This is a genomic window from Clostridium cochlearium (assembly GCF_900187165.1).
GTDB lineage: Bacteria > Bacillota > Clostridia > Clostridiales > Clostridiaceae > Clostridium_G > Clostridium_G cochlearium.
This window is the reverse complement of sequence record NZ_LT906477.1, coordinates 531,106-553,070: the sequence shown is the minus strand read 5'-3', so window position 1 is coordinate 553,070 and position 21,965 is coordinate 531,106. Positions and strand designations below refer to the sequence as shown.

Here is a 21,965-nt window from a genome sequence, read left to right as displayed (position 1 = left end):
TTATTTTGCTTGTTTATCAAACAAAAACTTTTAATTTTAACTTTTATAAGAACTAAAGCGATGTTTAGCTTGCTAAACCAGCCATCAATAAAAATGTCAATTAATTCTCCATTCTCAACTCTCCATTTTCAATTATAACTTATAAAATATAAGATTTTCTGACCAAAGGAAGAAAATCCACCTAAATTGTTCATTATTCATTGTTAGCTGGTCATTAAAAATTGTCCTCTGTCCTCTGTCCTCTGTCAATTGTCCTCTATAAAAATTTTGTGACGCAAAATTTTTAAGTTGTGAACTACTAACTATTTAAAAATTTTTTAAACGAAGTATCATCTTCAAATAAGTCTTTTAAATTGCCGCCATATTTTTGTTCTAAACTTTTTCTATCGTATTTATAAGATTTTTCACCTATGTTATCTACATTAAATTCTATAACATCAGCATTTTGTATAAGCGATAATAATACTACTGCGTTCTTTTCTAAAAACTCATTAACTTTTTTATCACTCCAAAATTTATTATAATTTTCTTCACCCAAATTTTGATTTACTTTATAGTTAATAGTTATTCCATATGGTTCTTTATTAGTTTGTAGACTAAATCCTGCATTATACTCATTAGCAGGTAACTTTGTTATTATATTTCCTACAGAACTATTATCACCTACATACGAGCCTTTGTATTTTACCAAATCATATGTTTCAACTTGGGAAGTAGTTTTTACATCTTGATTTGATATTTTAGCAGAATTACTTCCACAACCTATTAAACTTAATAATACACTTATTATTACAGGTGCTAATATTTTAAATTTATTCTTCATATAATTCCTCCTATTTTACAGAATATTATCTCACAATCATATATTAGATTATAGTATAACCATATTATAATACCAATATTGTATATAACTAAACAAATAATTTCCTTGTCTATCAATAGCAGTAAAAATACAAACTTACTCGTTAAGTTTTGCTTAACATCGCTATTTAATAAAATATTACTTTCTGTTTTCTGTTGACATACACTTGTATAAGTTATAAAATATTACTCATAGATTTAGTACATATGTATTTGTATGGAATACATATACATAGTCTAAGGGGGGAGAAATTCAAATGAATGTAAATGAATTAAAAGAATTAGTTTGTAAAGTTATTGATGATAACTATGACAAATTATTTAATCTAGCAAAGGATATTGAAAATAATCCTGAGTTGGGTTTTAAGGAAATAAAAACAGCAGAAAAGGTATGTAAGTTTTTTGATGAATTAAATATTTCATATAAAGATAAACTTGCTTTAACTGGTGTTAAGGGGCAATTAAAAGAAAAAAGTGATGGTCCTAATGTAGCTATTTTAGGAGAATTAGATGGTGTTATTTGTTTTGATAGTGCCAATGCCAATAAAGAAACAGGAGCTTCTCATACCTGTGGCCACAATTTACAAATAACTGCCATGGCAACAGCAGCACTAGGACTTAAGCTTTCTGGTATAGAAGATAAACTTCATGGTAATGTAAGTTTTATGGCAGTGCCTGCTGAAGAATTTATAGAAATTGAATACAGACAAAAACTTAAAGAAGAAGGAAAAATACATTTCCTTGCAGGTAAGCAAGAACTTATTTACAGAGGAGCATTTGACGATGTAGATATGGCTATGATGATACATTCTCTAAAAGATACTCCAAAACCAACTGTTGCTCTTGGAAGCTCTAGTAATGGATTTATAGGAAAAACTATTCAATATATTGGTAAAACAGCTCATGCAGCAGAAGCTCCTCATACAGGTGTTAATGCTTTAAATGCGGCTATGTTAGGTCTTATGGGAGTTAATGCTCTAAGGGAAACCTTTAGAGACGAAGATTCTATAAGGGTTCATCCCATAATAACTAAAGGTGGTGACACCGTAAATAGCGTACCTGCTGATGTTAGAATGGAAACCTATGTACGTGCTAATAATGTAGATGCTATGAAATTAACTAATAAAAAAGTGGACAAGGCATTACTTGCTGGGGGATATGCTATAGGTACTGAAACTATAATAAACACTATACCTGGACATCTTCCACTAAAATCTTCATTACCTTTAAATGAAATTTTTAAAGAAAACAGTCTATCTTTATTACCTGAAGATAGTGTTATAGATGCTGGTCACTTTGCAGCTTCTACAGATATGGGTGATGTATCAAATTTAATTCCTGCTATACATCCTTTTATAGGTGGAGTTTCTGGTGCATTACACACTAAAGATTTTAAAGTAGAAGATTTTTATTCCGCTTGTATATTGCCTGGGAAAATAATGGCTATGTCCGTTATAGATTTATTATTTAACAATGCTGAAAAGGCAGAAGAAATTATAAATTCTTACACTCCTACCTTTGAAAGCAAGGAAAAATATATAGAATTCTTAGAAGAATGTTTTGAAAGGAAGGTTGAAAAATGAAGAATTGGAAAAACCATATATTAGTTCTTTTGTTAGTAGTAATAGCAGAAGCAATTGGTGTTATAAAATTTAAGTTTGGACCGGGAACTATCGTACTATTGCCAATGCTTTATGCCTTAATTATTGGAATATTTTTATCTCCTAAATTTTTAAAAGTTGTAAATGAAAAAGATATGAATGATGCTGGTACATTAATAACTGTATCTCTTATGTTATTAATGGCAAGATACGGTACATTAATAGGACCAACATTGCCAACTATAATAAAATCCAGTCCAGCTCTTATATTGCAAGAATTTGGTAACGTAGGAACAGTATTTTTAGGAGTTCCAATTGCAGTATTACTTGGATTAAAAAGAGAATCTATAGGGGCTGCACATTCTATTGCCCGTGAACCAAATATAGCTTTAATAAGTGATATTTATGGTCTTGATGGTGAAGAAGGTAAAGGTGTTATGGGTATATATATATGTGGTACTGTTTTTGGAACAGTTTTCTTTGGACTTTTAGCAAGCTTCTGTGCAGCTTATCTTCCTTTCCATCCTTATTCTTTGGCTATGGCCTCTGGAGTTGGTAGTGCTAGTATGATGACTGCGGCAGTAGGTTCTCTAAGTGCTATGTTCCCTGCTGAAGCTGATACATTAGCAGCTTTTGGAGCAGCAAGTAATATGTTATCAGGACTAGATGGACTTTATATGTCTTTATGGATAGCTCTACCTTTAACAGAATGGCTATACAGAAAAACTTATAAATTCAAATATGGAATTGAACTTCCAAAAGTTAAAGTTTCTGAAATAAACTCTTGTAAAAAGGAGGAAGCTTAAAATGAAATTAAAAGATACTCTTTTTATACTGTTAATAGTAGGTGTACTATCCTTAGTTGGAAACATGGTAGGACCTAAACATAATATAATAGAAGCTATTCCTGGTATGATTATACTTATAGGTATATCAATTGGTGGTATAGCCCTTGCTAAATTTATGCCTGGTAAAATTCCCGCAGTAGCCTATATAGTTACTTTAGGATGTATTCTAACTTATCCTACAATGCCAGGGGCTGCAATGATTTCTCAATATATATCAAAGGTAGATTTTCTTGCCCTAACTACTCCAATACTAGCTTATGTTGGTATTTCCATTGGTAAGGATTTAGAAGCCTTTAAGAAATCCGGATGGAGAATTGTTGTTCTGTCCTGCGTTATATTTACCGGAACTTATTTAGGCTCAGCATTAATTGCACAATTAATTTTAAAATTCATAGGCCAAATATAAAATAAAGGAGTTGTGACATTAAGAGTAAATACTACATTTCTTAGTGCCACAGCTCCTTATGATTTATTTATGGAAATTAAGAACCTTTCTATATTATTTATCCCACTTCTTCTACTTTTACATTATAATCTTTTCCATTTACCTTTAATTTAAGCTGACTAGTTTTAACAACATGTTCTTTATCACAGATTTCTTTAATGGTATTAATATTTTCTTCCATTTCTTTGAGAAGTTTTTGAGCTTCATAGATGCTTACTTTCTTAAATTTAATAATATCTCCAGGTTTCAACTGTGCTATTTTAGGAAGATCTATGGATATAACATTTGCGATTTTTGTATATCCACCAGCAGTTTGTCTGTCTGACATCATAATAATTGGTTGTCCATGACTTGGAATCTGAATGGCACCAAAATTAATACCATCAGATATAATATCTCCACTATCAATATGCTCAATTACTTCTCCCTCTAATCTATACCCCATACGATCACATTCATTAGTAACCTTATACTCAGTTGAAAGAAACTTATCTAACCCTTTTTCAGTAAAATAATCATCTTGAGGTCCCAAAACAACTCTCACTTCTGAAACACTTGAATAATTAGGAATATATTTATCAGGTAATTTTCTATATTTAATAGAAATATTATTTAAATCACCTATTTTTATAATATCTCCAGCTTTTAAACTTTCACCATGAAGTCCTCCAATTTTAGCTTTAACATAGGTGGATTTACTTCCCATAACATTTTCAACTTTTATCCCTCCAGCAAAGGCTATATAACTTCTACAACCTCTCTTTATGCCGCTAAAAGATAATACATCCCCTGTTTTCACCTGTAAACTTTCCCACATAGCAATAGCTTCACCATTTAATGCAGGGCTTAAATCTCCACCTGTAACAGCTATTAGAGAATCATTCGTAAATTCTATTTCAGGTCCTAATACAGTTGCCTCTAAAACAGCTTCATTTTCATTATTTCCTACTAAAATATTGGCCATCCTATGAGAAAAACTATCCATGGCTCCTGAAACTGGTACACCATACTGTTGATAACCATATCGACCACTGTCTTGTATTAATGTTAAAAGTCCAGGCTTTTTAATTTTTATTTCTCCCATTATGACCTCCCCCCTATTTGTTTAATATAAGTTTTGTATTTATAAGTTCCATCATTTAAAGCTTCTTCTATAGTTTTATACTCTTTTTCGGAAATTGGAACAAATTTAATATAATTACCTGCTTTTAAAAGTATTGGCACTTCCCTATTTGGATCATAAAGTTTTAAAGGGGTTCTTCCAATTAATTGCCATCCTCCTGGACTATCAATAGGATATATTCCCGTTTGACTTCCTGCAATTCCCACAGATCCTTTAGTAATTTTTGTTCTTGGTGATTTTAACCTTGGAGTAGCAATTTTTTCATCCATTCCTCCCAAATATGGAAATCCTGGAGTAAAACCTAACATATAAATAAGGTATTCCTTAGAACTGTGTATTTTTATTACTTCTTCTACAGTTATTTTGTTGTGCTTTGCAACATTTTCAATATCCGGTCCGTATTCTCCACCATAAACTGTAGGTATTTCAATAACTTCAGGCTCTGGTAGGGATATATCTTCAAGTTTATTTTCCAAGGATTTTAGCTTATTTACTAAATCATCATATCCTATAATTAAAGGATTATAATGAACCATTAAAGAACGATAAGTAGGAACAATTTCTACAATTCCATCTATTTTATTGGCTTCTAAAGCAACCATCATAGATCTTACCTTACTACTTATATCTTCAGATATTTCATTTCCATATTCAATAGTTAACGCTTTATCCCCAGCTGTTAAATACTTTGTTTCCTTATACATTTTATCCCTCCTAGCTATTAGTATTTTAGAATATATTGGATAAAGACATTATTCCTGCATAACCCGCAATAATAACTATCAACATACCAAACAATAATAACCAAGTAGGATGTTTATACTCTCCCACAATATCTTTTCTTCTAGAAGCTACTAACATTACACCTATAGTAATTGGTAATATTAATCCGTTAAGTGATCCTGCTAAAATAAGTAGACTTGCAGGTTTTCCTATAAAAGCCACCACCATAGTAGAGAAAACAATAAATCCTACAATAAAATATTTTTCATATTTTTCTATAAATGGGTGAAGTGTCTTTAAAAAAGATACTGAGGTATACGCTGCTCCAATTACTGTATTGATACTTGCTGCTAACAATACAATACCAAATAGTTTATATCCTATCATTCCCGCACCACTTTTAAATGCAGAAGCTGCTGGATTTGAAGGATCTAGAGCAATTCCTTTACTTACAACACCCAATACTGCTAAGAATACTAACACCCTCATAATAGATGCAATAATAACGCCAAGAACTGCAGCATTTGTTATCTTTTCAACATTCTCTGATCCTGTTATACCAGCATCAATTAATCTGTGTCCACCTGAAAAGGTAATATATCCCCCTACTGTTCCTCCAAGCAAAGTAACAATTGGAAGCAACAAAGTTTTTGGATTTTCTGGAGCAACACTTCTAAGCAATGCTTCTCCAACAGGAGGTTGTGTCTTAATTGCTACATAAGCCACAATTATAATCATTATTGCAACTAACGTTCTTGTTAACTTATCCACCAATACCCCTGCTTCTTTAGATAAAAAAATCATACTTCCTACTATTCCACAGATAATAGCACCATATTTTACATTAAGTCCACAAAGAACATTTAACCCTAAAGCTGCACCACCAACATTTCCAATATTAAAAGCCAATCCTCCTAATGCAACTATAATAGCAACAAAGTAACCAAGTCCAGGTACAACTTTATTAGCAATATCCTGTCCTCTCATACCTGATACTCCAATAACTCTCCACACATTTACCTGAGCACCAATATCAAGAATAATAGACAATAATATTACAAACGCAAAGCTTGCAGCAAATTCACCTGTAAATTGAGCTGTTTGAGTTAAAAATCCTGGTCCTACAGCAGAAGTAGCCATAATAGTTGCCGCCCCTATAAGAGCACTTATATTACGTTTCGGTTTAGAATTCTTTATAATTTTCTCTCTTTCCGTGTTCATTATTACCTCCCCCTATTTAATAAAATTTAACATTGAAGTTACTTCTATACCTTCTTCTTGAAGCTTTGTTTTAATTCTTTTAACGAACTCCACAGCTTCTGGATTATCACCGTGTACACATATTGATTGGGCATTTATCTCAACATCTTCTCCAGTTATTGATGTAACTTTTCCTTCCTTTATCATTCTTATAACTCTAGCTATAGCAACATCAGCATCATGAATAACAGCTCCTTCTTTTGATCTCGATACCAATGTTCCATCAGCATTATACGCTCTATCAGCAAACACTTCGTTAGCAACTTTTAAACCAACTCTCTCTCCTGCTTTAATTAATTCACTATTAGCAAGTCCTAATAGAATAATATCCTTGTCCACCTCGTATATAGCCTCAGCTATTGCCACTGCAAGTTTTAAATCCTTAGCTGCCATATTATACATAGCACCATGAGGTTTAACATGCTGTATTTTCTTACCTTGACTTTTCCCAAATGCCATAAGTGCGCCTAATTGATATTTTATATAATTTTTCATCTCACTAGGACTTACTGAAAGATTTCTTCTTCCAAAACCCATTAAATCTGGAAATCCAGGATGTGCTCCTACTGCTACTTCATTTTCTTTTGCTAATTTAATAGTCTTTTCCATTACTAGAGGATCTCCAGCATGCCAGCCACAGGCAACGTTTACAGATGTAACATATTTTATTACTTCTTCATCTAACCCTATTTTATAATTTCCAAAGCTTTCTCCTAAGTCACTATTTAAATCAACTCTTAGCATTTTAATCCCCCCAAAATAATAATTATTTTTCATATATTGAACCGGTGGTTTATTTATAATTATGATATCATAGCAAGAAAATATTGTCTACACTAAATTTTCATAAAATTAAAACAAATGAATGTATTTTAGTTTTTATTTTATTATTCACAAAATAAAAACTAGTAGATATAACCCATACTTTTGCGATGGTAATTTCTGTATACCTTTCTAAAGGCTCACTATCTAAAATCTCCTGTATTTCTTCATCTTGTAAAAAAGATAATATAGCTCTTGAGCAAGCTCCAGCACTTAAAGGAGCCTTTCTTCCTGTCTTTGTGAATAATCTTACAGGATGAGTACAAATCAACTTTTCAATATAAATAGCGTAATTATTATCTCTTATAACTAGTTGAACATCTTCATTAAGTAAATCTCTTAACTTTTCCATAAAGGGTAAGGCTGTTTCCTTTAATTTTATTGATTCAGATACAATCATTCCTAATTCAAAAAATTTCATGCCTAGTTTATATTGATTTTGTTTTCCTTGTATATCAACCTTTTGTAAAAATCCGTTTTTCTCAAATGTATTAAATAATCTATATACAGTTGCCTTTGGGATAGATGAAATCCTACTAATTTCACTTAACCCTCTGACAGGATTTTCTTCTGAAAAATATTTTAAAAGATCTAGTGCCTTGTCTAAACTATTATTTATGTTATTTTGTTGGTTTGTCATTATTTTATTTTATTCCTCCTTTTGATGAAAAATCCTATTATATACTTAGTTTACTCTAACACAGGGCATTATACAAGCGTAAGTATATTATTTTTTATTACCATGTAAAATAGTTTTTATAATATTAAGAAAATATAAAATTATTAAATTTATTTGTAGACAATATATTTTTCATATGCTAACATATAAATATATTAAACCGGTGGTTCAAATAGTAAATCGAATTATAAATTCATTATTTTTTATATTCGAAAGTTCGAAAGGGGGATTCATATGTCAATATCTGAGGCTATATTAATAGGATTATTCCTCATACTTATAGTATTTGCTGTTCTTATCTTGTTAAGTATAATTTTAAAATTACAATCCAAATTTTTTAATTATATAGAAAAAAATAAGTTTTTAAATAAAACGGATTTAGTTAACGATAACAATTGTATAAATCTATTAGCTGATAAAAATACTTTTGGAAATATTGATGAAGAAACCATTGCAATTATTCTAGCTTCAATAAGTCATACCTCTAATATTCCTTTAAAATCTCTTAAGATAAAATCTATAAAGCCAATTGATTTATAAACTACATTATTATTTTATAAGGGGGTAACACCGAAATGAAATATATGGTTACTGTTAACAATAAAAAATATGAAGTTGAGGTTATGGACAACTCTCAAAAAGAAAATCTTGAGAATGAAATAAAAAATACAAATGAAATTAAGGAACCTTTAAAAGCTCCAATGCCTGGAACAATCATAGATATAAAAGTAAATATAGGAGATTCCGTTAAAAGAGGTGACACCTTATTTATACTTGAAGCCATGAAAATGGAAAGTGAGATTGCATCACCTTGGGATGGAATTATTAAAGAAATTCAAGTTATAAAGGGAGCTTCTGTTGATACTAATGATATTCTTGCTGTATTTGAATAGTGAGGAGGGAATATAAATGAATTTTTCATTTAAATATATAATCATTAAATTATTAAAAGAATCGGGATTTACAGCATTAACATGGCAACAACTGGTAATGATTCTTATTGCTTTTATCCTTATATATCTAGCTATCAAAAAAGAGTTTGAACCTCTTTTGCTTTTGCCTATATCCTTTGGTGTTCTATTAGCTAATTTACCAGTTACAGGAATAATGTCTGGTCCTCTAGCTAATTCTTCGGAACCAGGTGGATTACTTTACTATTTGTATCAAGGTGTTAAGTTAGGAATTTATCCTTCTTTAATATTTTTAGGAATTGGTGCAATGACAGACTTTGGTCCTCTTATCGCTAGACCTTCAAGTTTATTTCTAGGTGCTGCAGCTCAATTTGGTGTTGTTATGGCCTTTATTATTGCAATTGCATTAGGCTTTTCACCTCAGGGCGCAGCTTCTATAGGTATTATTGGTGGAGCAGATGGTCCTACTGCAATATTTTTAACTACAAGACTTGCTCCAGAATTGCTACCAGCCATAGCCATTGCAGCTTATTCTTATATGGCTTTAATTCCTCTTATTCAGCCTCCTTTAATGAAACTTATAACTACAGAAAAAGAAAGAAAAATTAAGATGGAACAACTAAGAGAAGTATCTAAACTAGAAAAAATAGTATTTCCTATAGTTGTAACAGTACTTACAATTTTATTACTTCCTTCTGTAGCACCTCTTATAGGAATGTTGATGATGGGAAATTTATTTAAAGAATCTGGAGTTGTGGACAGACTTTCTTCCACAGCACAAAATGCATTAATTAATATAGTTACCATTTTTCTTGGTACTACTGTAGGTGCTACTGCTAGAGCAGACAGATTTTTAAGACCAGAAACTTTAAAAATTATAGCTCTTGGACTTATTGCCTTTGCTTTTAGCACTATAGGTGGATTACTTTTAGGAAAACTTATGTGCTTTTTATCTGGAGGAAAAATCAATCCTCTTATAGGTTCCGCTGGTGTTTCAGCAGTTCCAATGGCTGCAAGAGTTTCTCAGGTTGAAGGACAAAAAGCAAACCCAACAAATTACCTTCTTATGCACGCAATGGGTCCTAATGTAGCAGGAGTTATAGGTTCTGCTGTTGCTGCTGGAGTATTATTAGCCTTGTTTGGATAGTGAATAACCTTTAATTACTCATTAAAAAAAGTGGATTCTAAAAATCCACTTTTTTTATTTATAAATATCCACTAATAATCCTGTTATTTCATCTATGCTGCTAGCTATATCTAAGTTTTCTTTTTGATCATTTAATAAAGCTTGAGTTAATTCTTCCAACTTTTCATCTATGGTTTCCACAGTGATAAAATATTGAGTCTGCCAAAAGCTAATATCCTTTTTAACACCGTACATAAAGTTTAAAACTGATTCTAGATATTCTTTTATCATTTTTTTATAGCGAATAACATCTACATAACATTTAGTTGTTACCAGTCTTTCCCCTTTTTTCTTTATATCTTCAAACATTTTTTTAAGTTCTTGTTCTGTTCTTCTTTCTCTTGCAAAGTTAAAGCTTTGAGAAAAACTTTTCTTACTACTAATTGCTTTAGTATCTTCTTTAGAACTTACCTGTGTTCTATTACCTATTCTCGATATTTCCAAAGAAATTTCCTCCCTTGTAAAGAATCCTATTAACTATATTATATATTAGTTTTATATGAAAAAATAGCATATATATTTATTTTGATAAATTATTTCCACAATGAGGACATATATTCCAGTTTTCATCTACTACTTGTCCACAATATTCACATTTCTTTTTTAAATTCTCTCCACAATTAGGACAAATATTATAATCCTCTCTTACACTACTACCACATTTAGAACATCTTTTATTATAAGTATTGGTATCATTTGTATTATAACTTCTTACTATTAAGTAAATTATTAAGCCTATAAAGTTAGGTACAAATATTACAACTAAAAGCCATAACCATGGATCCATCCCTCTACTTTTAGCATCATAATAAACAAATCTTCCAATTAATATTAATATAATAAAGAAACCTAAAAACATTAGTAAAAATATTATAGGTGAAATTATAGAGGCCACTGTTCCAAACAATGGGAACCCATAACAACCAGAATCAACATTAAAACCAATTAAAAAGAACACTAAAATCACTGCTAAAATAGCTAAAAATGCATAAAAAAGTTTTTTATATGGACTTTCACCTTCGTAGTCTTGTCCATTATTTTTTCTTGTAATACGTAAAATTGCATATATTATAGCTGCTATTATAGCTAATATAGTTGTTGATATCAAAATCATTGGTAACATAAACATAACTTTATCACTCCTATTCAAATTTTTCTTGTAAATTATTAAAACATAATATTGTTAATGCTATAATTCCATTACCTAAACTAAAGCATATATTACACCATAAAATAATTTGTTTTAAGCTCATTTTAGGTAAAATACTAAATATAATTATTGCTACAATAACCATATTTAATATAAATCCTAAAGGAATAAGATATCTTAGATGTCTATATTCTAGATGATTTTTAGTTTTTTCCACAATATCCTCTGGGGGCGCCTTAATTTCTTCTTCTCCTATTTGAAATAAAAGTTTTTCAATTTTATTTTCATCCATTTAATTCCACCTCCACATATTCCTTTAAAAGTTTTCTAGCTTTATTTAGTCTGGACTTTATAGTTCCTTCAGGTATAAGCATTATTTCTGATATTTCTTTATAACTAACTCTTTCAAAATAATATAGTATAATAGGAATTCTATAATCATCTTTTAATTTATTTACTGCCTTTTTTAATAGCTCTTTTTCTTCATTTTTTATAATTTCTTTTTCTGGCAAATTATTTTTAGAAGGAAAATTAATTATTTCTTTCTCTTTTTTTTCTTCATTAAAGTAATGTTTAATAATATTAAGCCATCTTTTAGATTTTCTGTATTTGTCTTTATATGTATTTAAGCATATTGTTCTTATCCATGGTTCAAATCTATCATTCCATGTATATTTATCTATATTTTTTAAAACCTTAACCCAAGTATCTTGAAATAAATCATCACTTTCCATAGAATTTTTACATAAGTAAAAGGAAAATCCATAAACAAAATCCTTATATTCATTTATTAGGATTTTTATGGCTAAATCTTTATCTTTTTTATATATGCTATGTATATTTTTTTCATATAAATTATCACCTTCTTGCTCCTTTCCCAATACTTTACCCCCTTCCACTTATGTTATACGTTCCACTATGTCATAGGTTCACAATTTCATAAAAAATGTACCTAAAGTTTAAAACCCTAGGTACATTTTTGTTATTTGCTTTTAGCTCTTAAAAATATTTTTGCTATTTCATTTAAAGCTAAAGGTATTACAGAAAGTATTCCAACAAGTAACCAGTCTTTTGGCAATAGGTCATATACTTTAAATATATTTGCTAAGAAAGGTATTGTTATAACTACATCTTGTAATATTATACCAAAAATTATAGATCCAATTAAATACTTATTAGTAAATACTCCTAATTGGAATATGGATTTTTTAGGATGTCTTAAGTTTAGTGCATGGAATAGTTGAGATACACTTAAAACAACAAAAGCCATAGTTTGAGCATGAGTCAATGCTTCTTTTGACACATTCTCAGGTATTAGTGGAAATAGTGTAGTGCTATTTGTATAAACTTTAATTCCAACTATAAAAGCTGCTAATGTTAAAAATCCTATTAAAAATCCATTTAATATTAAGAATACACCTGTGCCTCCTGCAAAAAGACTAGCCTTTGGATCCCTTGGTTTTTCATCCATTACATCTGGGTCCCCTGGGTCTACTCCTAGGGATAATGCTGGTAAACTATCTGTTATAAGGTTAACCCATAAAAGATGAATTGGTCTTAATGGTGCTGGCCAACCTAAAAGTATTGCAAAGAACAAGGATATAATTTCACCTATATTACAGGATAGTAAAAATACTATAGATTTTTTTATGTTATTAAATATATTTCTACCTTCCTTTACTGCAGCAACTATAGTAGAAAAATTATCGTCTGTAAGAATTACATCCGAAGCTCCCTTAGCTACGTCTGTTCCTGTAATACCCATAGCAACACCTACATCTGCTATTTTTAGGGAAGGTGCATCATTAACTCCATCACCTGTCATAGATACTATATTTCCCTTTTCTTTAAAAGCTTTTACTATTCTCACCTTATGTTCTGGAGAAACCCTTGCAAAAACTCTTAAGTTATCTATTCTTTGGCTTAACTCTTCATCAGACATTTTATCTAATTCTTTTCCAAAAACAGCTTGAGATTCATCTTCTGCTATGGCTAATTCCTTTGCTATAGCTAATGCTGTATCCTTATGGTCACCTGTAATCATTATAGTTTTTATACCTGATTTTTTACATTCCTTAATAGAATCCTTAACTTCTTCTCTTGGAGGGTCTATCATTCCCACAAGTCCTATTAATATCAAATTACTTTCTAAATTATCTTGGTTTATTTCATCTTGAGATATCTTTTTATAAGCTCCACCTAAAACTCTTAGTGCATCCTTTGACATATTGTTAGCACTTTCCATAAACTCATTTTTTATATCTTCTGTAAGCTCTATAACTTCACCATTTTTATAAACATGGGTACATATATTAAATAAATTGTCTATGGCTCCCTTGGTCATAACGTATATGTACTCACCATATTTATTTACAGTGGTCATTAATTTTCTATCTGAATCAAAAGGTAATTCATTTAATCTTCCATGACTTGCTTCTAATTCTTCCTTTTTTATACCATATTTATAACCTGCTTCTAATAATGCTATTTCTGTTGGATCTCCTGTTTGTGTGGATTCTGAATAAGTGGCATCATTACATAGTATTAAGTTTTCTAATAAAAGTTTATGACCAGGTTTTTCTATATCTAATGTAGATATGTCTCCATAATCAGTATCTGCATAAAATTTAGTAACAGTCATTTTATTTTGAGTTAATGTTCCTGTTTTATCTGAACAAATTACATTAACAGCTCCTAAGGTTTCTACTGCTGGAAGTTTTCTTACTATGGCATTTTTCTTTATCATTTTTTGAACTCCCATAGCCAAAACTATAGTTACTATGGCAGGAAGTCCTTCTGGTATTGCCGCTACTGCCAAACTTATAGCTGTTAAAAACATTTCAAACATATCTCTTCTTTGAATTAGTCCAACTCCAAACATTAAAGCACAAATAGCTAGTGCTCCTAGTCCTAAAGTTTTCCCAAGTTCCTCTAATTTTCTTTGTAGTGGTGTTAAATTTTTTTCTTCTGTATCTAACATTTTTGCTATTTTACCAATTTCCGTATCCATACCTGTGGCTACTGCTATACCTACTCCTCTTCCATAGGTAGCTAAAGTAGACATAAAAGCCATGTTCTTTTGATCTCCTAGTGCTGTATCCTCTCCACTTAAAACTAAACTTGCATCCTTATCTACTGGAACGGATTCTCCTGTTAAGGCTGATTCTTCAACTTTTAATGAGGCGGTTTCTATAAGCCTTAGATCACAGGGAATATATCTTCCTGCATCTAAAATTATTATATCCCCAGGCACTACTTCTTCTGAAGGAATTTCTTTAAGCTCTCCATCCCTTCTAACCATTGCCTTAGGGGTGGACATCTTCTTTAAAGCTTCTAATGCTTTTTCTGCTTTTGACTCTTGAACTACACCAATTACTGAGTTTAATATTATAACTAGAAAAATTATTATTGCATCACTGGTTTCTCCTAAAAAACCTGAAATTAAAGCTGCAGCTAAAAGTATGTAAATTAACATATCATTTAATTGCTCAAAAAGCATTCTAAATATAGATTTTTTACCTTTTCCTTTAAGCTCATTTGGCCCATATTTTTCTCTAGATTCTTTTACTTGCTGCTCTGTTAGTCCATTTTCAACATTAGAAGAATACTCCTTTAATGCATCTTCTGCACTTTTGTCAAACCACATAAATTTCACCTCGTTTTATATTATTTGTTTAATATTGATAAATTATTTAAAAATCTTGAAAATAATAAAAGACCTTTGTTCTACAAATTTCTCTACAGAACAAAGGTCTTGCAATCTCTCTTTGGAGTAACTATCCGGGCTTTAATGCCGTAATGACGAATAGTTAATTTATTTTGCTACTCCCCTTTATGCAGTAAATTATAGCATAGGTATTATTTTCTTACAATGATATTTTACAAATATCCATAAAAAATTATACCCATTACTGCAGATATAATAATAATTATTATAGGATGTATCTTATCCCACAAAAGTAGCCCCAATGTTATGAGGACTATTACAATGCTTTTTATATCGCTATAAACACCTTTTGAAAGAGATAGAACAGCAGATATTATAAGTCCTATTAATGTTGGTCTCATGCCAAGCAGTGCAGATTTTACTATTTTAGATTCTTTAAATTTAATTAAATAGTGAGATACTATAAAAACTAATGTAAAAGATACAGTAACAACTCCTAGGGTTGCACATAGACTACCTAAAACTCCGCCTATTTTATATCCTACAAAAGTTGCAGAATTTATAGATACAGGTCCTGGGGTCATTTGTGAAATACCTATTATATCCCTAAACTCTTGAGCATTAATCCATGCCCTATGATCCACAATTTCTCTCTCTATTAAAGTAATCATAGCATAGCCGCCTCCAAAGCTAAAGGCTCCTATCTTTAGAAAAGACCAAAATAATAATATTAAGTTTTTCACACTAATCACACCCTTTCCCTGTAATAAATAACTCCATAAATAGCAGAAGCTATTATTACAATAACAGGATGTACTTTAAAGAAACTTATAAGTAATACAGTTATTATAATTAATATAATATTTCTAACATTTTTCTCAACAGCCTTAGCTAAACTAATAACAGCTATTAACACAAGTGCAGGAACTGCTGGTGAAATTCCTTTAAATGCTAAGTCTACATAATAATTGTTTCTAAACTGCATAAAAAAAGTAGCTATAATTATAATTGTAAAAAAGGAGGGCAGTACCGTACCTAAAAGTGCCATAATAGCACCCATTGTTCCAGCTATCTTATATCCTATAAAAATTGAAGTATTTACAGCAAATGTGCCTGGAAGAGATTGAGATATAACTAAAGTATCTATAAATTCTTCTTTGCTCATCCACTCTTTTGTATTTACTACTTCCCTTTCCATTAAAGAAACCATAGCGTAACCCCCGCCAAAGGTAAAGGCCCCTATTTTGAAAAAGCTCCAAAACATAGTTAATAATTTTTTCATGATTGCCTCCATTGTATCTGTAAATTTTTTCATAATATTATAATATGATTTATGATGCTTTATATTTAATGATAACACTATTTAAATTGAATTAAAATACATTTATTTACATACTTTTAAAAATCGTAGCATATTATTAATTAAAGTTTTAATACAAGGGGGTAGTCTTATGTTTAAATCTAGGAGGAAAAAGTTTATTACGTTTTTCCTATCATTAGTTCTAATGTTAAGCTTTTCATTAGTATCTAACTTTAATAAGGTAGCAGCAAGTCCTAGTAAAGCTAAAAACGTTATTTTGCTAATTCCAGATGGCACTGGAATTACTCACACCACTCTAGCAAGATGGTATAAAGGTGGCGAACCTCTAGCTATGGATGAAATTGCCTGTGGCCTTATTAGAACCTATTCTTCTGATGCCGTAATTGCAGACTCAGCTCCAGCAGCTACTGCCATGGCAACAGGTTATAAATCACACACTGGGTTTATTTCTGTACTTCCCGATGTAGCCAATATGCCTTTAGTAGAACCCATAAAAAAAGGAGAAGAAAGGCGTCCCGTTGCTTCTATATTAGAGGGTGCTAAATTAAATGGAATGGCAACAGGTATTGTAGCAACTTGCGAATTACCTCATGCAACTCCTGCAAGTTTTGCTTCCCATTACCCAAATAGAAAAGCATATGATACTTTAAGTGAACAGATAGTATATAATGATGTAGATGTTTTATTAACAGGAGGACGTGATGTTTTAGTTCCTGAAAAAAGAGCTGATAAAGAGGATATGATTAGCATTTTACAAAATAAAGGATATGATATTGTTAAAAATGTAGAAGAGTTAAGAAATACTGACGCTACAAAGGTTTGTGGTCTTTTTGCACCTATGGCTTTAGATTATGAATTTGATAGATCTTATGAACAACCAAGTCTTTCTACTATGACTCAAAAAGCTATTGATATCTTATCCAACAATAAAAAAGATGGATTTTTCTTAATGGTAGAAGGCAGTAAAATAGACTGGGCTTCTCATGCTAATGATCCAGTAGGAATTATTAGTGATGCTTTAGCCTTTGATGATGCTGTTTCAGTAGCATTAAATTTTGCAAAGAAAGATAAAAACACTGTAGTTATAGTTGCTCCTGATCACAGTAATGGTGGTATGAGTATTGGGGATTCTGCTTTAGATAAAACCTACGATAACCAACCTCTTTCAACTATAATAGGACCTCTTAAAAAAGCAAAGCTTACAGGAGAAGGCATAGGTAAAAAACTAAATGCAGATAGAAGTAATATAAAAGAAGTTATGTTAGCATATTATGGTATAGATGATTTAACAACTGAAGAAGAGCAATCTATAAAAACTTGTGATATTAATAAAGTTATTGATACTGTAGGACCTATGATAAGCAAAAGAGCTCATATAGGTTGGACTACAAAAGGTCATTCTGGTGAAGAAGTGGGATTATATGTTTATCATCCAAAGGGCATAAGACCTACAGGAGTTATCCAAAATACTGATGTTAACAAATATATGTGTGAAGTTCTAGATATAAATCTTCAAGATGTTACAGATAAACTATTCCTTCAAGCTGAAAAAGCTTTTAAAGAAAAAGGAGCCACCATTTCTGTAGATTCTAGTGATACAGAAAATTTAGTTCTTGTAGTAACTAAAGATGATACAACAATAAAGTTTCCACAAAATAAAAATATAGCTATTATAGGAGATGAAATTATAGAATTACCTGGAGTTACTGTTTATACTGGAACAAAAGAAAATATAGAAATAGCTAAATGGTATTTATCTAATAAAGCTATAAATTTAATTAAATAAAATAAAAAACATAGTTTGCATGGAAAAATGCTTCCATATAAACTATGTTTTTTATAGCTTTAACTAACTACCTTTTTTCTCAAAAAAACACTAATAAATCTTACCCCACAGGAAAATAGAGCAAATCCAAGGCCACTATAAAATGGCCCTATAATATTATCTGGTATTAAATGTGAAGTCCTTAACCACATTCCTCCTGTCATCATAATAATCATTACAATATAAGAAGGAACATCAAAAAATTCCCAAAATGGAAGCCTATCATTTTTCTTAGATTTAATTCTATTAGTATGCTTTCCCACTAGTTTTGAAAATATAAATATATAAAACACCAAAAAAGTAGATATAGCAAATAATAAGTGCCAAAATCCCTGTACTATTAACTTTGTTAGAATTGGTACCCCCACCTTCATAACCATAGCTCCTGCTATTATCCAAAGCATTCCCGCTATTAACATCAAATAGTTCTTTGGTATTGATAGTTTTTGTTTCATTTTAGCACCTTCTTTTTTTTATTTTCTTTTAGTTTATTTAATAGCAAATTATTTTATTCTTTTTTTGTGGTGTTGTCAATGGATGAGGTTATAAAAAAATTATACATCTATGTATTAAAACAATTTTTATATATAATAATTATATAATATAATTTTTAGGAGGGTGTTTTTTTGAAAATATATAATAAATTAGTGAGAGATAATATACCTGAAATAATAGAAAAAGACGGAAAAAAATTTGATATAAGATATGCTCAGAAAGAAGAATTAATTTCTTTATTAGAAGCTAAACTTCAAGAAGAAGCAAAGGAATTTTCTGAGGATAAAAATCTAGAAGAATTAGCAGATTTAATGGAAGTTATATTTGGTCTTTGTAGTGCTATAGGTTATTCTGAGGAAGATCTTATGGCTAAAAGAAAAGCTAAAGCTGAAAAAAGAGGTGCCTTTAAAAAAGGTATAGTTTTAGAAAGAGTTTATGAAGATTAAAAAACATAGTTCAGATGGGAAAATAACTCCATCTGAACTATGTTTGCTTATTAAGCTCTTCTCTTTTTTCTAATCTTTCTTTATAAAATTTACTTGTTTTATAATCAATAACATCCTTAAAGTGACTAATAAAATATTTATTATTTACATAGTCTTCTAATTCATCAGTTATTTCATAAGTTTCCCCTTTATCTATAAAAAACTCTTTAGCAGTGTTTATAAAAGCATTCCTAGGATTTTTAGCAACTTTTAAATATTCTTCTCTTCCCCACTCTTTATAATTTTCTCCATTTTTATCTCTAATTAAATCTACCGCATTTGAAGGTTTTTTATAAAATTCTTTAAAACTTAAATATATTTCTTCTTCACTTACTTTTAATTTAAAATCTCCATTATTATAAAAAGCTAATAATAATGGCATTTTATATGTTTTTGTCATAGCAGTGGTTTCAATTTTAACTATGAAATCATGGGCTTTTGTTTCTATAAATTTATTTTCTTCTTCATTTAATTCTTCTAATTTATTTAAAAATCCTAAATAATCATTAAAAATATTTAGTTTTCTCTTAGTTCTTATATTATTATATATATTATCATCAATATACTTGTACATATCTAATCTAGTAGGTCTTCTTTTTAGTTCATGTTTAATTCTATAATATTCTTCTATAACTAAATCTATTATTTTCTTTTGTTCTTCTCTCATTTTTTTAAATATATCTACAAGTCTAAAGTCAAAATCAATACTACAATCTTCTGGGAAATTCTCTTCTGGAGGAATTATATTTTTTTTAGATTTTTCACCTATGTTTTTTATATCTCCTGTTAATAAAAATGGTATTAAATTTGCTTTCTTGTAATTTCCTATAAAATCTAGTACATTTACATATTTTTTATCCTTATGTTTTCTAAGTCCTCTACCTAATTGTTGTAAAAATATAGTTGAAGATTGAGTAGGTCTTAAAAACATCACCATATCAACTAAAGGCACATCTAACCCCTCATTAAACATGTCCACAGAAAATATTACTTTTATTTCTCCAGAGTTAAACTTTTTTAATGCTTCTTCTCTTTCTATACAATATTCTAATTTTTCCCCACTTAAAACAGCACAAGATGGAATACCTTTTTCACTAAAATACTTTGCCATATAGTTTGCATGATTTCTGCTACTACAAAAACCTAAGGCTCTTTTACTATTATATTTATTATAGTGTTTTAATATTAAATCGCCTCTTTTATTTATCATTAATGCTTCTTCTAACTCTTTATCATCATATTTACCATTTTTAAAACTTATATTATTATAATCTACATCATCATATATACCATAATATCTAAAGGGTGTAAGCCAACCTTTATTTATAGCCTCTTTTAATCGTACTTCATACACAACATCATGATTACATATTTCAAATACATCTCTATTATCCATTCTTTCTGGTGTAGCTGTAAGCCCTAGCAAAAACTTAGGTTTAAAATAGTCTAATATATTTTGATAATTATCTGCCACAGCATGATGAAATTCATCTATTATTATGTAATCAAATTCATCATCTTTAAAATAATCATCACATAAATATTGCTTTTGTCCTAAAGTTTGAACTGTAGCAAATAATACATCCTTGTTCCTATCCTTTCTATTTCCACTAAAAAATCCTGTATTATTAGTTTTTCTTACAATTCTAAAAGATGTTTCTGCTTGATTTAATATTTCTTGCCTGTGAGCTACAAATAAAACTTTATTATATTCAGAAGAATCAAAGGCTGCTAAATAAGTTTTGCCAATGCCTGTAGCAGCTACTACAATTCCTCTATCAAAGCCCTCTTCTCTAAACTTTTTTAATTTATATAATGCTTCTATTTGAGCATCCTTTGGTTTTGGGTAGCTTATTATCTTTTCTTCTGTTTTTTCCTTATTATCTATATCAAAAAATAATTTTGGTTTTCTCCAGTTTTTAGAATATCTATCTAACTCATTATCATCTACTATTATGGACTTGTTATTAAATAAATTCTCAAATGTATCCTTATAACATTGAAAATCTAATTCATTATTTTCTTTTCTTATTCTGTAATTCCACTCTATTCCACTAGTTAGAGCTGATTTAGATATATTAGATGAACCAATAAATATATCTCCATCTTTATTGTCATATTCAAATATATATGCTTTAGGATGAAAGGATTTTCCTGAAACATTATAAAACCTTAAGTCCACCTTATCTTTTAAAATATCCTTTAAAAGATATAGGGCTTGAGGTTGTGTTATATTTAAATAATTTCCTGTTAATATTCTAATTGGAACATTTCTATTTAAAACATCTTTTAAATCTTTTTCTAAAAGCCTAACTCCTGATTCCATTAGAAAAGCAACTATGATGTCTATTTTTTTAGCTTTTTTAAAAGCCTTTCTTAATTTATCTAAAAGATGATCACTATCTCCCGTTATACAATTTGTAGAAGTCTCTATTTCTTTATTGGCTAAATTCCCTTTAACAACTTCCTCTTCTATAGATTTATTTTTAATGGTCATTTTATCAACCTTTCTTGTAGTTAAATATTTAAAAACTTCTTACTAATAAGTATAACCCATTTCAGT

General features: G+C 29.8%; 23 protein-coding genes. 8 read left to right on the top strand and 15 right to left on the bottom strand.

The features are described from left to right. Positions 1–298: 298 nt before the first annotated feature. On the bottom strand, positions 299–823 hold the full coding sequence (locus tag CKV72_RS02680) for a DUF4825 domain-containing protein (protein ID WP_089865370.1): 525 nt from the start codon (positions 821–823) through the stop codon (positions 299–301). Positions 824–1,118: 295 nt separating this feature from the next. Between CKV72_RS02680 and CKV72_RS02675 the strand changes: the two genes are divergently transcribed. The 3 genes from CKV72_RS02675 to CKV72_RS02665 are packed head-to-tail and all read left to right on the top strand — an operon-like array spanning position 1,119 to position 3,716. Further along, positions 1,119–2,444: an amidohydrolase gene (locus CKV72_RS02675; protein ID WP_089865367.1), complete on the top strand. Its 1,326-nt coding sequence runs from the start codon at positions 1,119–1,121 to the stop codon at positions 2,442–2,444. After that, entirely contained in the window at positions 2,441–3,268 is an 828-nt protein-coding gene (locus CKV72_RS02670; RefSeq protein ID WP_089865364.1) for a DUF3100 domain-containing protein, read from the top strand. Before CKV72_RS02675 ends, CKV72_RS02670 begins: the two co-directional genes overlap by 4 nt. 1 nt (position 3,269) lies before the next feature. Further along, positions 3,270–3,716 carry a LysO family transporter gene (locus tag CKV72_RS02665; RefSeq protein ID WP_089865361.1) on the top strand — a complete coding sequence of 149 codons (447 nt, stop codon included), beginning with the start codon at positions 3,270–3,272 and terminating at the stop codon, positions 3,714–3,716. A gap of 97 nt (positions 3,717–3,813) precedes the next feature. Here CKV72_RS02665 and CKV72_RS02660 read toward each other — a convergent pair whose 3' ends face one another. From CKV72_RS02660 to CKV72_RS02640, 5 genes are all read right to left on the bottom strand, one after another. Beyond that, positions 3,814–4,839, bottom strand: a complete 1,026-nt coding sequence (locus CKV72_RS02660; RefSeq protein WP_095177411.1) for a 5-oxoprolinase subunit C family protein — start codon at positions 4,837–4,839, stop codon at positions 3,814–3,816. Continuing rightward, entirely contained in the window at positions 4,839–5,582 is a 744-nt protein-coding gene (gene pxpB, locus CKV72_RS02655; protein ID WP_095177410.1) for a 5-oxoprolinase subunit PxpB, read from the bottom strand. Before pxpB ends, CKV72_RS02660 begins: the two co-directional genes overlap by 1 nt. Positions 5,583–5,607: 25 nt before the next feature. Next, the gene (locus CKV72_RS02650; protein WP_095177409.1) at positions 5,608–6,822 is read right to left on the bottom strand and encodes an NRAMP family divalent metal transporter; all 1,215 of its coding nucleotides are present in this window, start codon (positions 6,820–6,822) and stop codon (positions 5,608–5,610) included. Positions 6,823–6,834: 12 nt separating this feature from the next. Next, positions 6,835–7,605, bottom strand: a complete 771-nt coding sequence (locus tag CKV72_RS02645; protein WP_095177408.1) for a LamB/YcsF family protein — start codon at positions 7,603–7,605, stop codon at positions 6,835–6,837. Positions 7,606–7,705: 100 nt separating this feature from the next. Then, positions 7,706–8,323, bottom strand: a complete 618-nt coding sequence (locus tag CKV72_RS02640) for an IclR family transcriptional regulator (protein ID WP_095177407.1) — start codon at positions 8,321–8,323, stop codon at positions 7,706–7,708. Between the two features lie 273 nt (positions 8,324–8,596). Here CKV72_RS02640 and CKV72_RS02635 point away from each other — a divergent pair, with 273 nt between their 5' ends. Genes CKV72_RS02635 through CKV72_RS02625 form a run of 3 tightly spaced genes read left to right on the top strand, consistent with a single transcriptional unit; the run spans position 8,597 to position 10,420 of the window. Then, entirely contained in the window at positions 8,597–8,902 is a 306-nt protein-coding gene (locus CKV72_RS02635; RefSeq protein ID WP_095177406.1) for a hypothetical protein, read from the top strand. Between the two features lie 35 nt (positions 8,903–8,937). Beyond that, the gene (locus CKV72_RS02630; protein WP_095177405.1) at positions 8,938–9,255 is read left to right on the top strand and encodes a biotin/lipoyl-containing protein; all 318 of its coding nucleotides are present in this window, start codon (positions 8,938–8,940) and stop codon (positions 9,253–9,255) included. Positions 9,256–9,271: 16 nt separating this feature from the next. Beyond that, on the top strand, positions 9,272–10,420 hold the full coding sequence (locus tag CKV72_RS02625; protein WP_095177404.1) for a sodium ion-translocating decarboxylase subunit beta: 1,149 nt from the start codon (positions 9,272–9,274) through the stop codon (positions 10,418–10,420). 54 nt (positions 10,421–10,474) lie between these two features. Here the strand turns inward: CKV72_RS02625 and CKV72_RS02620 are convergent, their stop codons facing one another. The 7 genes from CKV72_RS02620 to CKV72_RS02590 form a co-directional block, all read right to left on the bottom strand. After that, positions 10,475–10,903, bottom strand: coding sequence for a YaaR family protein (locus CKV72_RS02620; RefSeq protein WP_095177403.1), 429 nt, complete (start codon positions 10,901–10,903; stop codon positions 10,475–10,477). A 76-nt stretch (positions 10,904–10,979) separates the two neighbouring features. After that, a complete protein-coding gene (locus CKV72_RS02615) occupies positions 10,980–11,588 on the bottom strand; it encodes a zinc ribbon domain-containing protein (RefSeq protein ID WP_089865355.1) in 609 nt (202 codons plus the stop codon). 13 nt (positions 11,589–11,601) lie between these two features. Next, positions 11,602–11,901, bottom strand: coding sequence for a hypothetical protein (locus CKV72_RS02610; protein WP_089865352.1), 300 nt, complete (start codon positions 11,899–11,901; stop codon positions 11,602–11,604). Further along, positions 11,894–12,490, bottom strand: coding sequence for an RNA polymerase sigma factor (locus CKV72_RS02605; protein WP_157726523.1), 597 nt, complete (start codon positions 12,488–12,490; stop codon positions 11,894–11,896). The genes CKV72_RS02610 and CKV72_RS02605 overlap by 8 nt, the downstream gene beginning before the upstream one ends. A gap of 101 nt (positions 12,491–12,591) precedes the next feature. Further along, positions 12,592–15,255 carry a cation-translocating P-type ATPase gene (locus CKV72_RS02600; protein WP_095177401.1) on the bottom strand — a complete coding sequence of 888 codons (2,664 nt, stop codon included), beginning with the start codon at positions 15,253–15,255 and terminating at the stop codon, positions 12,592–12,594. A gap of 233 nt (positions 15,256–15,488) precedes the next feature. Then, positions 15,489–16,019: a chromate transporter gene (locus CKV72_RS02595; protein ID WP_095177400.1), complete on the bottom strand. Its 531-nt coding sequence runs from the start codon at positions 16,017–16,019 to the stop codon at positions 15,489–15,491. A 5-nt stretch (positions 16,020–16,024) separates the two neighbouring features. Beyond that, positions 16,025–16,558: a chromate transporter gene (locus tag CKV72_RS02590; protein WP_095177399.1), complete on the bottom strand. Its 534-nt coding sequence runs from the start codon at positions 16,556–16,558 to the stop codon at positions 16,025–16,027. 169 nt (positions 16,559–16,727) lie between these two features. Here CKV72_RS02590 and CKV72_RS02585 point away from each other — a divergent pair, with 169 nt between their 5' ends. Beyond that, a complete protein-coding gene (locus CKV72_RS02585) occupies positions 16,728–18,383 on the top strand; it encodes an alkaline phosphatase (protein ID WP_095177398.1) in 1,656 nt (551 codons plus the stop codon). Positions 18,384–18,442: 59 nt separating this feature from the next. Here the strand turns inward: CKV72_RS02585 and CKV72_RS02580 are convergent, their stop codons facing one another. Further along, positions 18,443–18,877, bottom strand: coding sequence for a hypothetical protein (locus CKV72_RS02580; protein ID WP_095177397.1), 435 nt, complete (start codon positions 18,875–18,877; stop codon positions 18,443–18,445). 171 nt (positions 18,878–19,048) lie between these two features. On the opposite strand from CKV72_RS02580, the gene CKV72_RS02575 reads away from it, so the two are divergent. After that, positions 19,049–19,363: a nucleoside triphosphate pyrophosphohydrolase gene (locus CKV72_RS02575; protein WP_095177396.1), complete on the top strand. Its 315-nt coding sequence runs from the start codon at positions 19,049–19,051 to the stop codon at positions 19,361–19,363. 37 nt (positions 19,364–19,400) lie between these two features. Here CKV72_RS02575 and CKV72_RS02570 read toward each other — a convergent pair whose 3' ends face one another. Then, positions 19,401–21,899, bottom strand: a complete 2,499-nt coding sequence (locus CKV72_RS02570; protein ID WP_095177395.1) for a DEAD/DEAH box helicase family protein — start codon at positions 21,897–21,899, stop codon at positions 19,401–19,403. Positions 21,900–21,965 lie beyond the last annotated feature (66 nt).

What these genes read in the sequence shown, in the direction of transcription:
- CKV72_RS02660 (WP_095177411.1), bottom strand. Translation starts at nt 4,839, where the DNA reads ATGGGAGAAATAAAAATTAAAAAGCCTGGACTTTTAACATTAATACAA.
- CKV72_RS02615 (WP_089865355.1), bottom strand. Translation starts at nt 11,588, where the DNA reads ATGTTTATGTTACCAATGATTTTGATATCAACAACTATATTAGCTATA.
- CKV72_RS02610 (WP_089865352.1), bottom strand. Translation starts at nt 11,901, where the DNA reads ATGGATGAAAATAAAATTGAAAAACTTTTATTTCAAATAGGAGAAGAA.
- CKV72_RS02625 (WP_095177404.1), top strand. Translation starts at nt 9,272, where the DNA reads ATGAATTTTTCATTTAAATATATAATCATTAAATTATTAAAAGAATCG.
- CKV72_RS02645 (WP_095177408.1), bottom strand. Translation starts at nt 7,605, where the DNA reads ATGCTAAGAGTTGATTTAAATAGTGACTTAGGAGAAAGCTTTGGAAAT.
- CKV72_RS02580 (WP_095177397.1), bottom strand. Translation starts at nt 18,877, where the DNA reads ATGAAACAAAAACTATCAATACCAAAGAACTATTTGATGTTAATAGCG.
- CKV72_RS02630 (WP_095177405.1), top strand. Translation starts at nt 8,938, where the DNA reads ATGAAATATATGGTTACTGTTAACAATAAAAAATATGAAGTTGAGGTT.
- CKV72_RS02635 (WP_095177406.1), top strand. Translation starts at nt 8,597, where the DNA reads ATGTCAATATCTGAGGCTATATTAATAGGATTATTCCTCATACTTATA.
- CKV72_RS02675 (WP_089865367.1), top strand. Translation starts at nt 1,119, where the DNA reads ATGAATGTAAATGAATTAAAAGAATTAGTTTGTAAAGTTATTGATGAT.
- pxpB (WP_095177410.1), bottom strand. Translation starts at nt 5,582, where the DNA reads ATGTATAAGGAAACAAAGTATTTAACAGCTGGGGATAAAGCGTTAACT.
- CKV72_RS02600 (WP_095177401.1), bottom strand. Translation starts at nt 15,255, where the DNA reads ATGTGGTTTGACAAAAGTGCAGAAGATGCATTAAAGGAGTATTCTTCT.
- CKV72_RS02680 (WP_089865370.1), bottom strand. Translation starts at nt 823, where the DNA reads ATGAAGAATAAATTTAAAATATTAGCACCTGTAATAATAAGTGTATTA.
- CKV72_RS02570 (WP_095177395.1), bottom strand. Translation starts at nt 21,899, where the DNA reads ATGACCATTAAAAATAAATCTATAGAAGAGGAAGTTGTTAAAGGGAAT.
- CKV72_RS02650 (WP_095177409.1), bottom strand. Translation starts at nt 6,822, where the DNA reads ATGAACACGGAAAGAGAGAAAATTATAAAGAATTCTAAACCGAAACGT.
- CKV72_RS02665 (WP_089865361.1), top strand. Translation starts at nt 3,270, where the DNA reads ATGAAATTAAAAGATACTCTTTTTATACTGTTAATAGTAGGTGTACTA.
- CKV72_RS02585 (WP_095177398.1), top strand. Translation starts at nt 16,728, where the DNA reads ATGTTTAAATCTAGGAGGAAAAAGTTTATTACGTTTTTCCTATCATTA.
- CKV72_RS02640 (WP_095177407.1), bottom strand. Translation starts at nt 8,323, where the DNA reads ATGACAAACCAACAAAATAACATAAATAATAGTTTAGACAAGGCACTA.
- CKV72_RS02590 (WP_095177399.1), bottom strand. Translation starts at nt 16,558, where the DNA reads ATGAAAAAATTATTAACTATGTTTTGGAGCTTTTTCAAAATAGGGGCC.
- CKV72_RS02670 (WP_089865364.1), top strand. Translation starts at nt 2,441, where the DNA reads ATGAAGAATTGGAAAAACCATATATTAGTTCTTTTGTTAGTAGTAATA.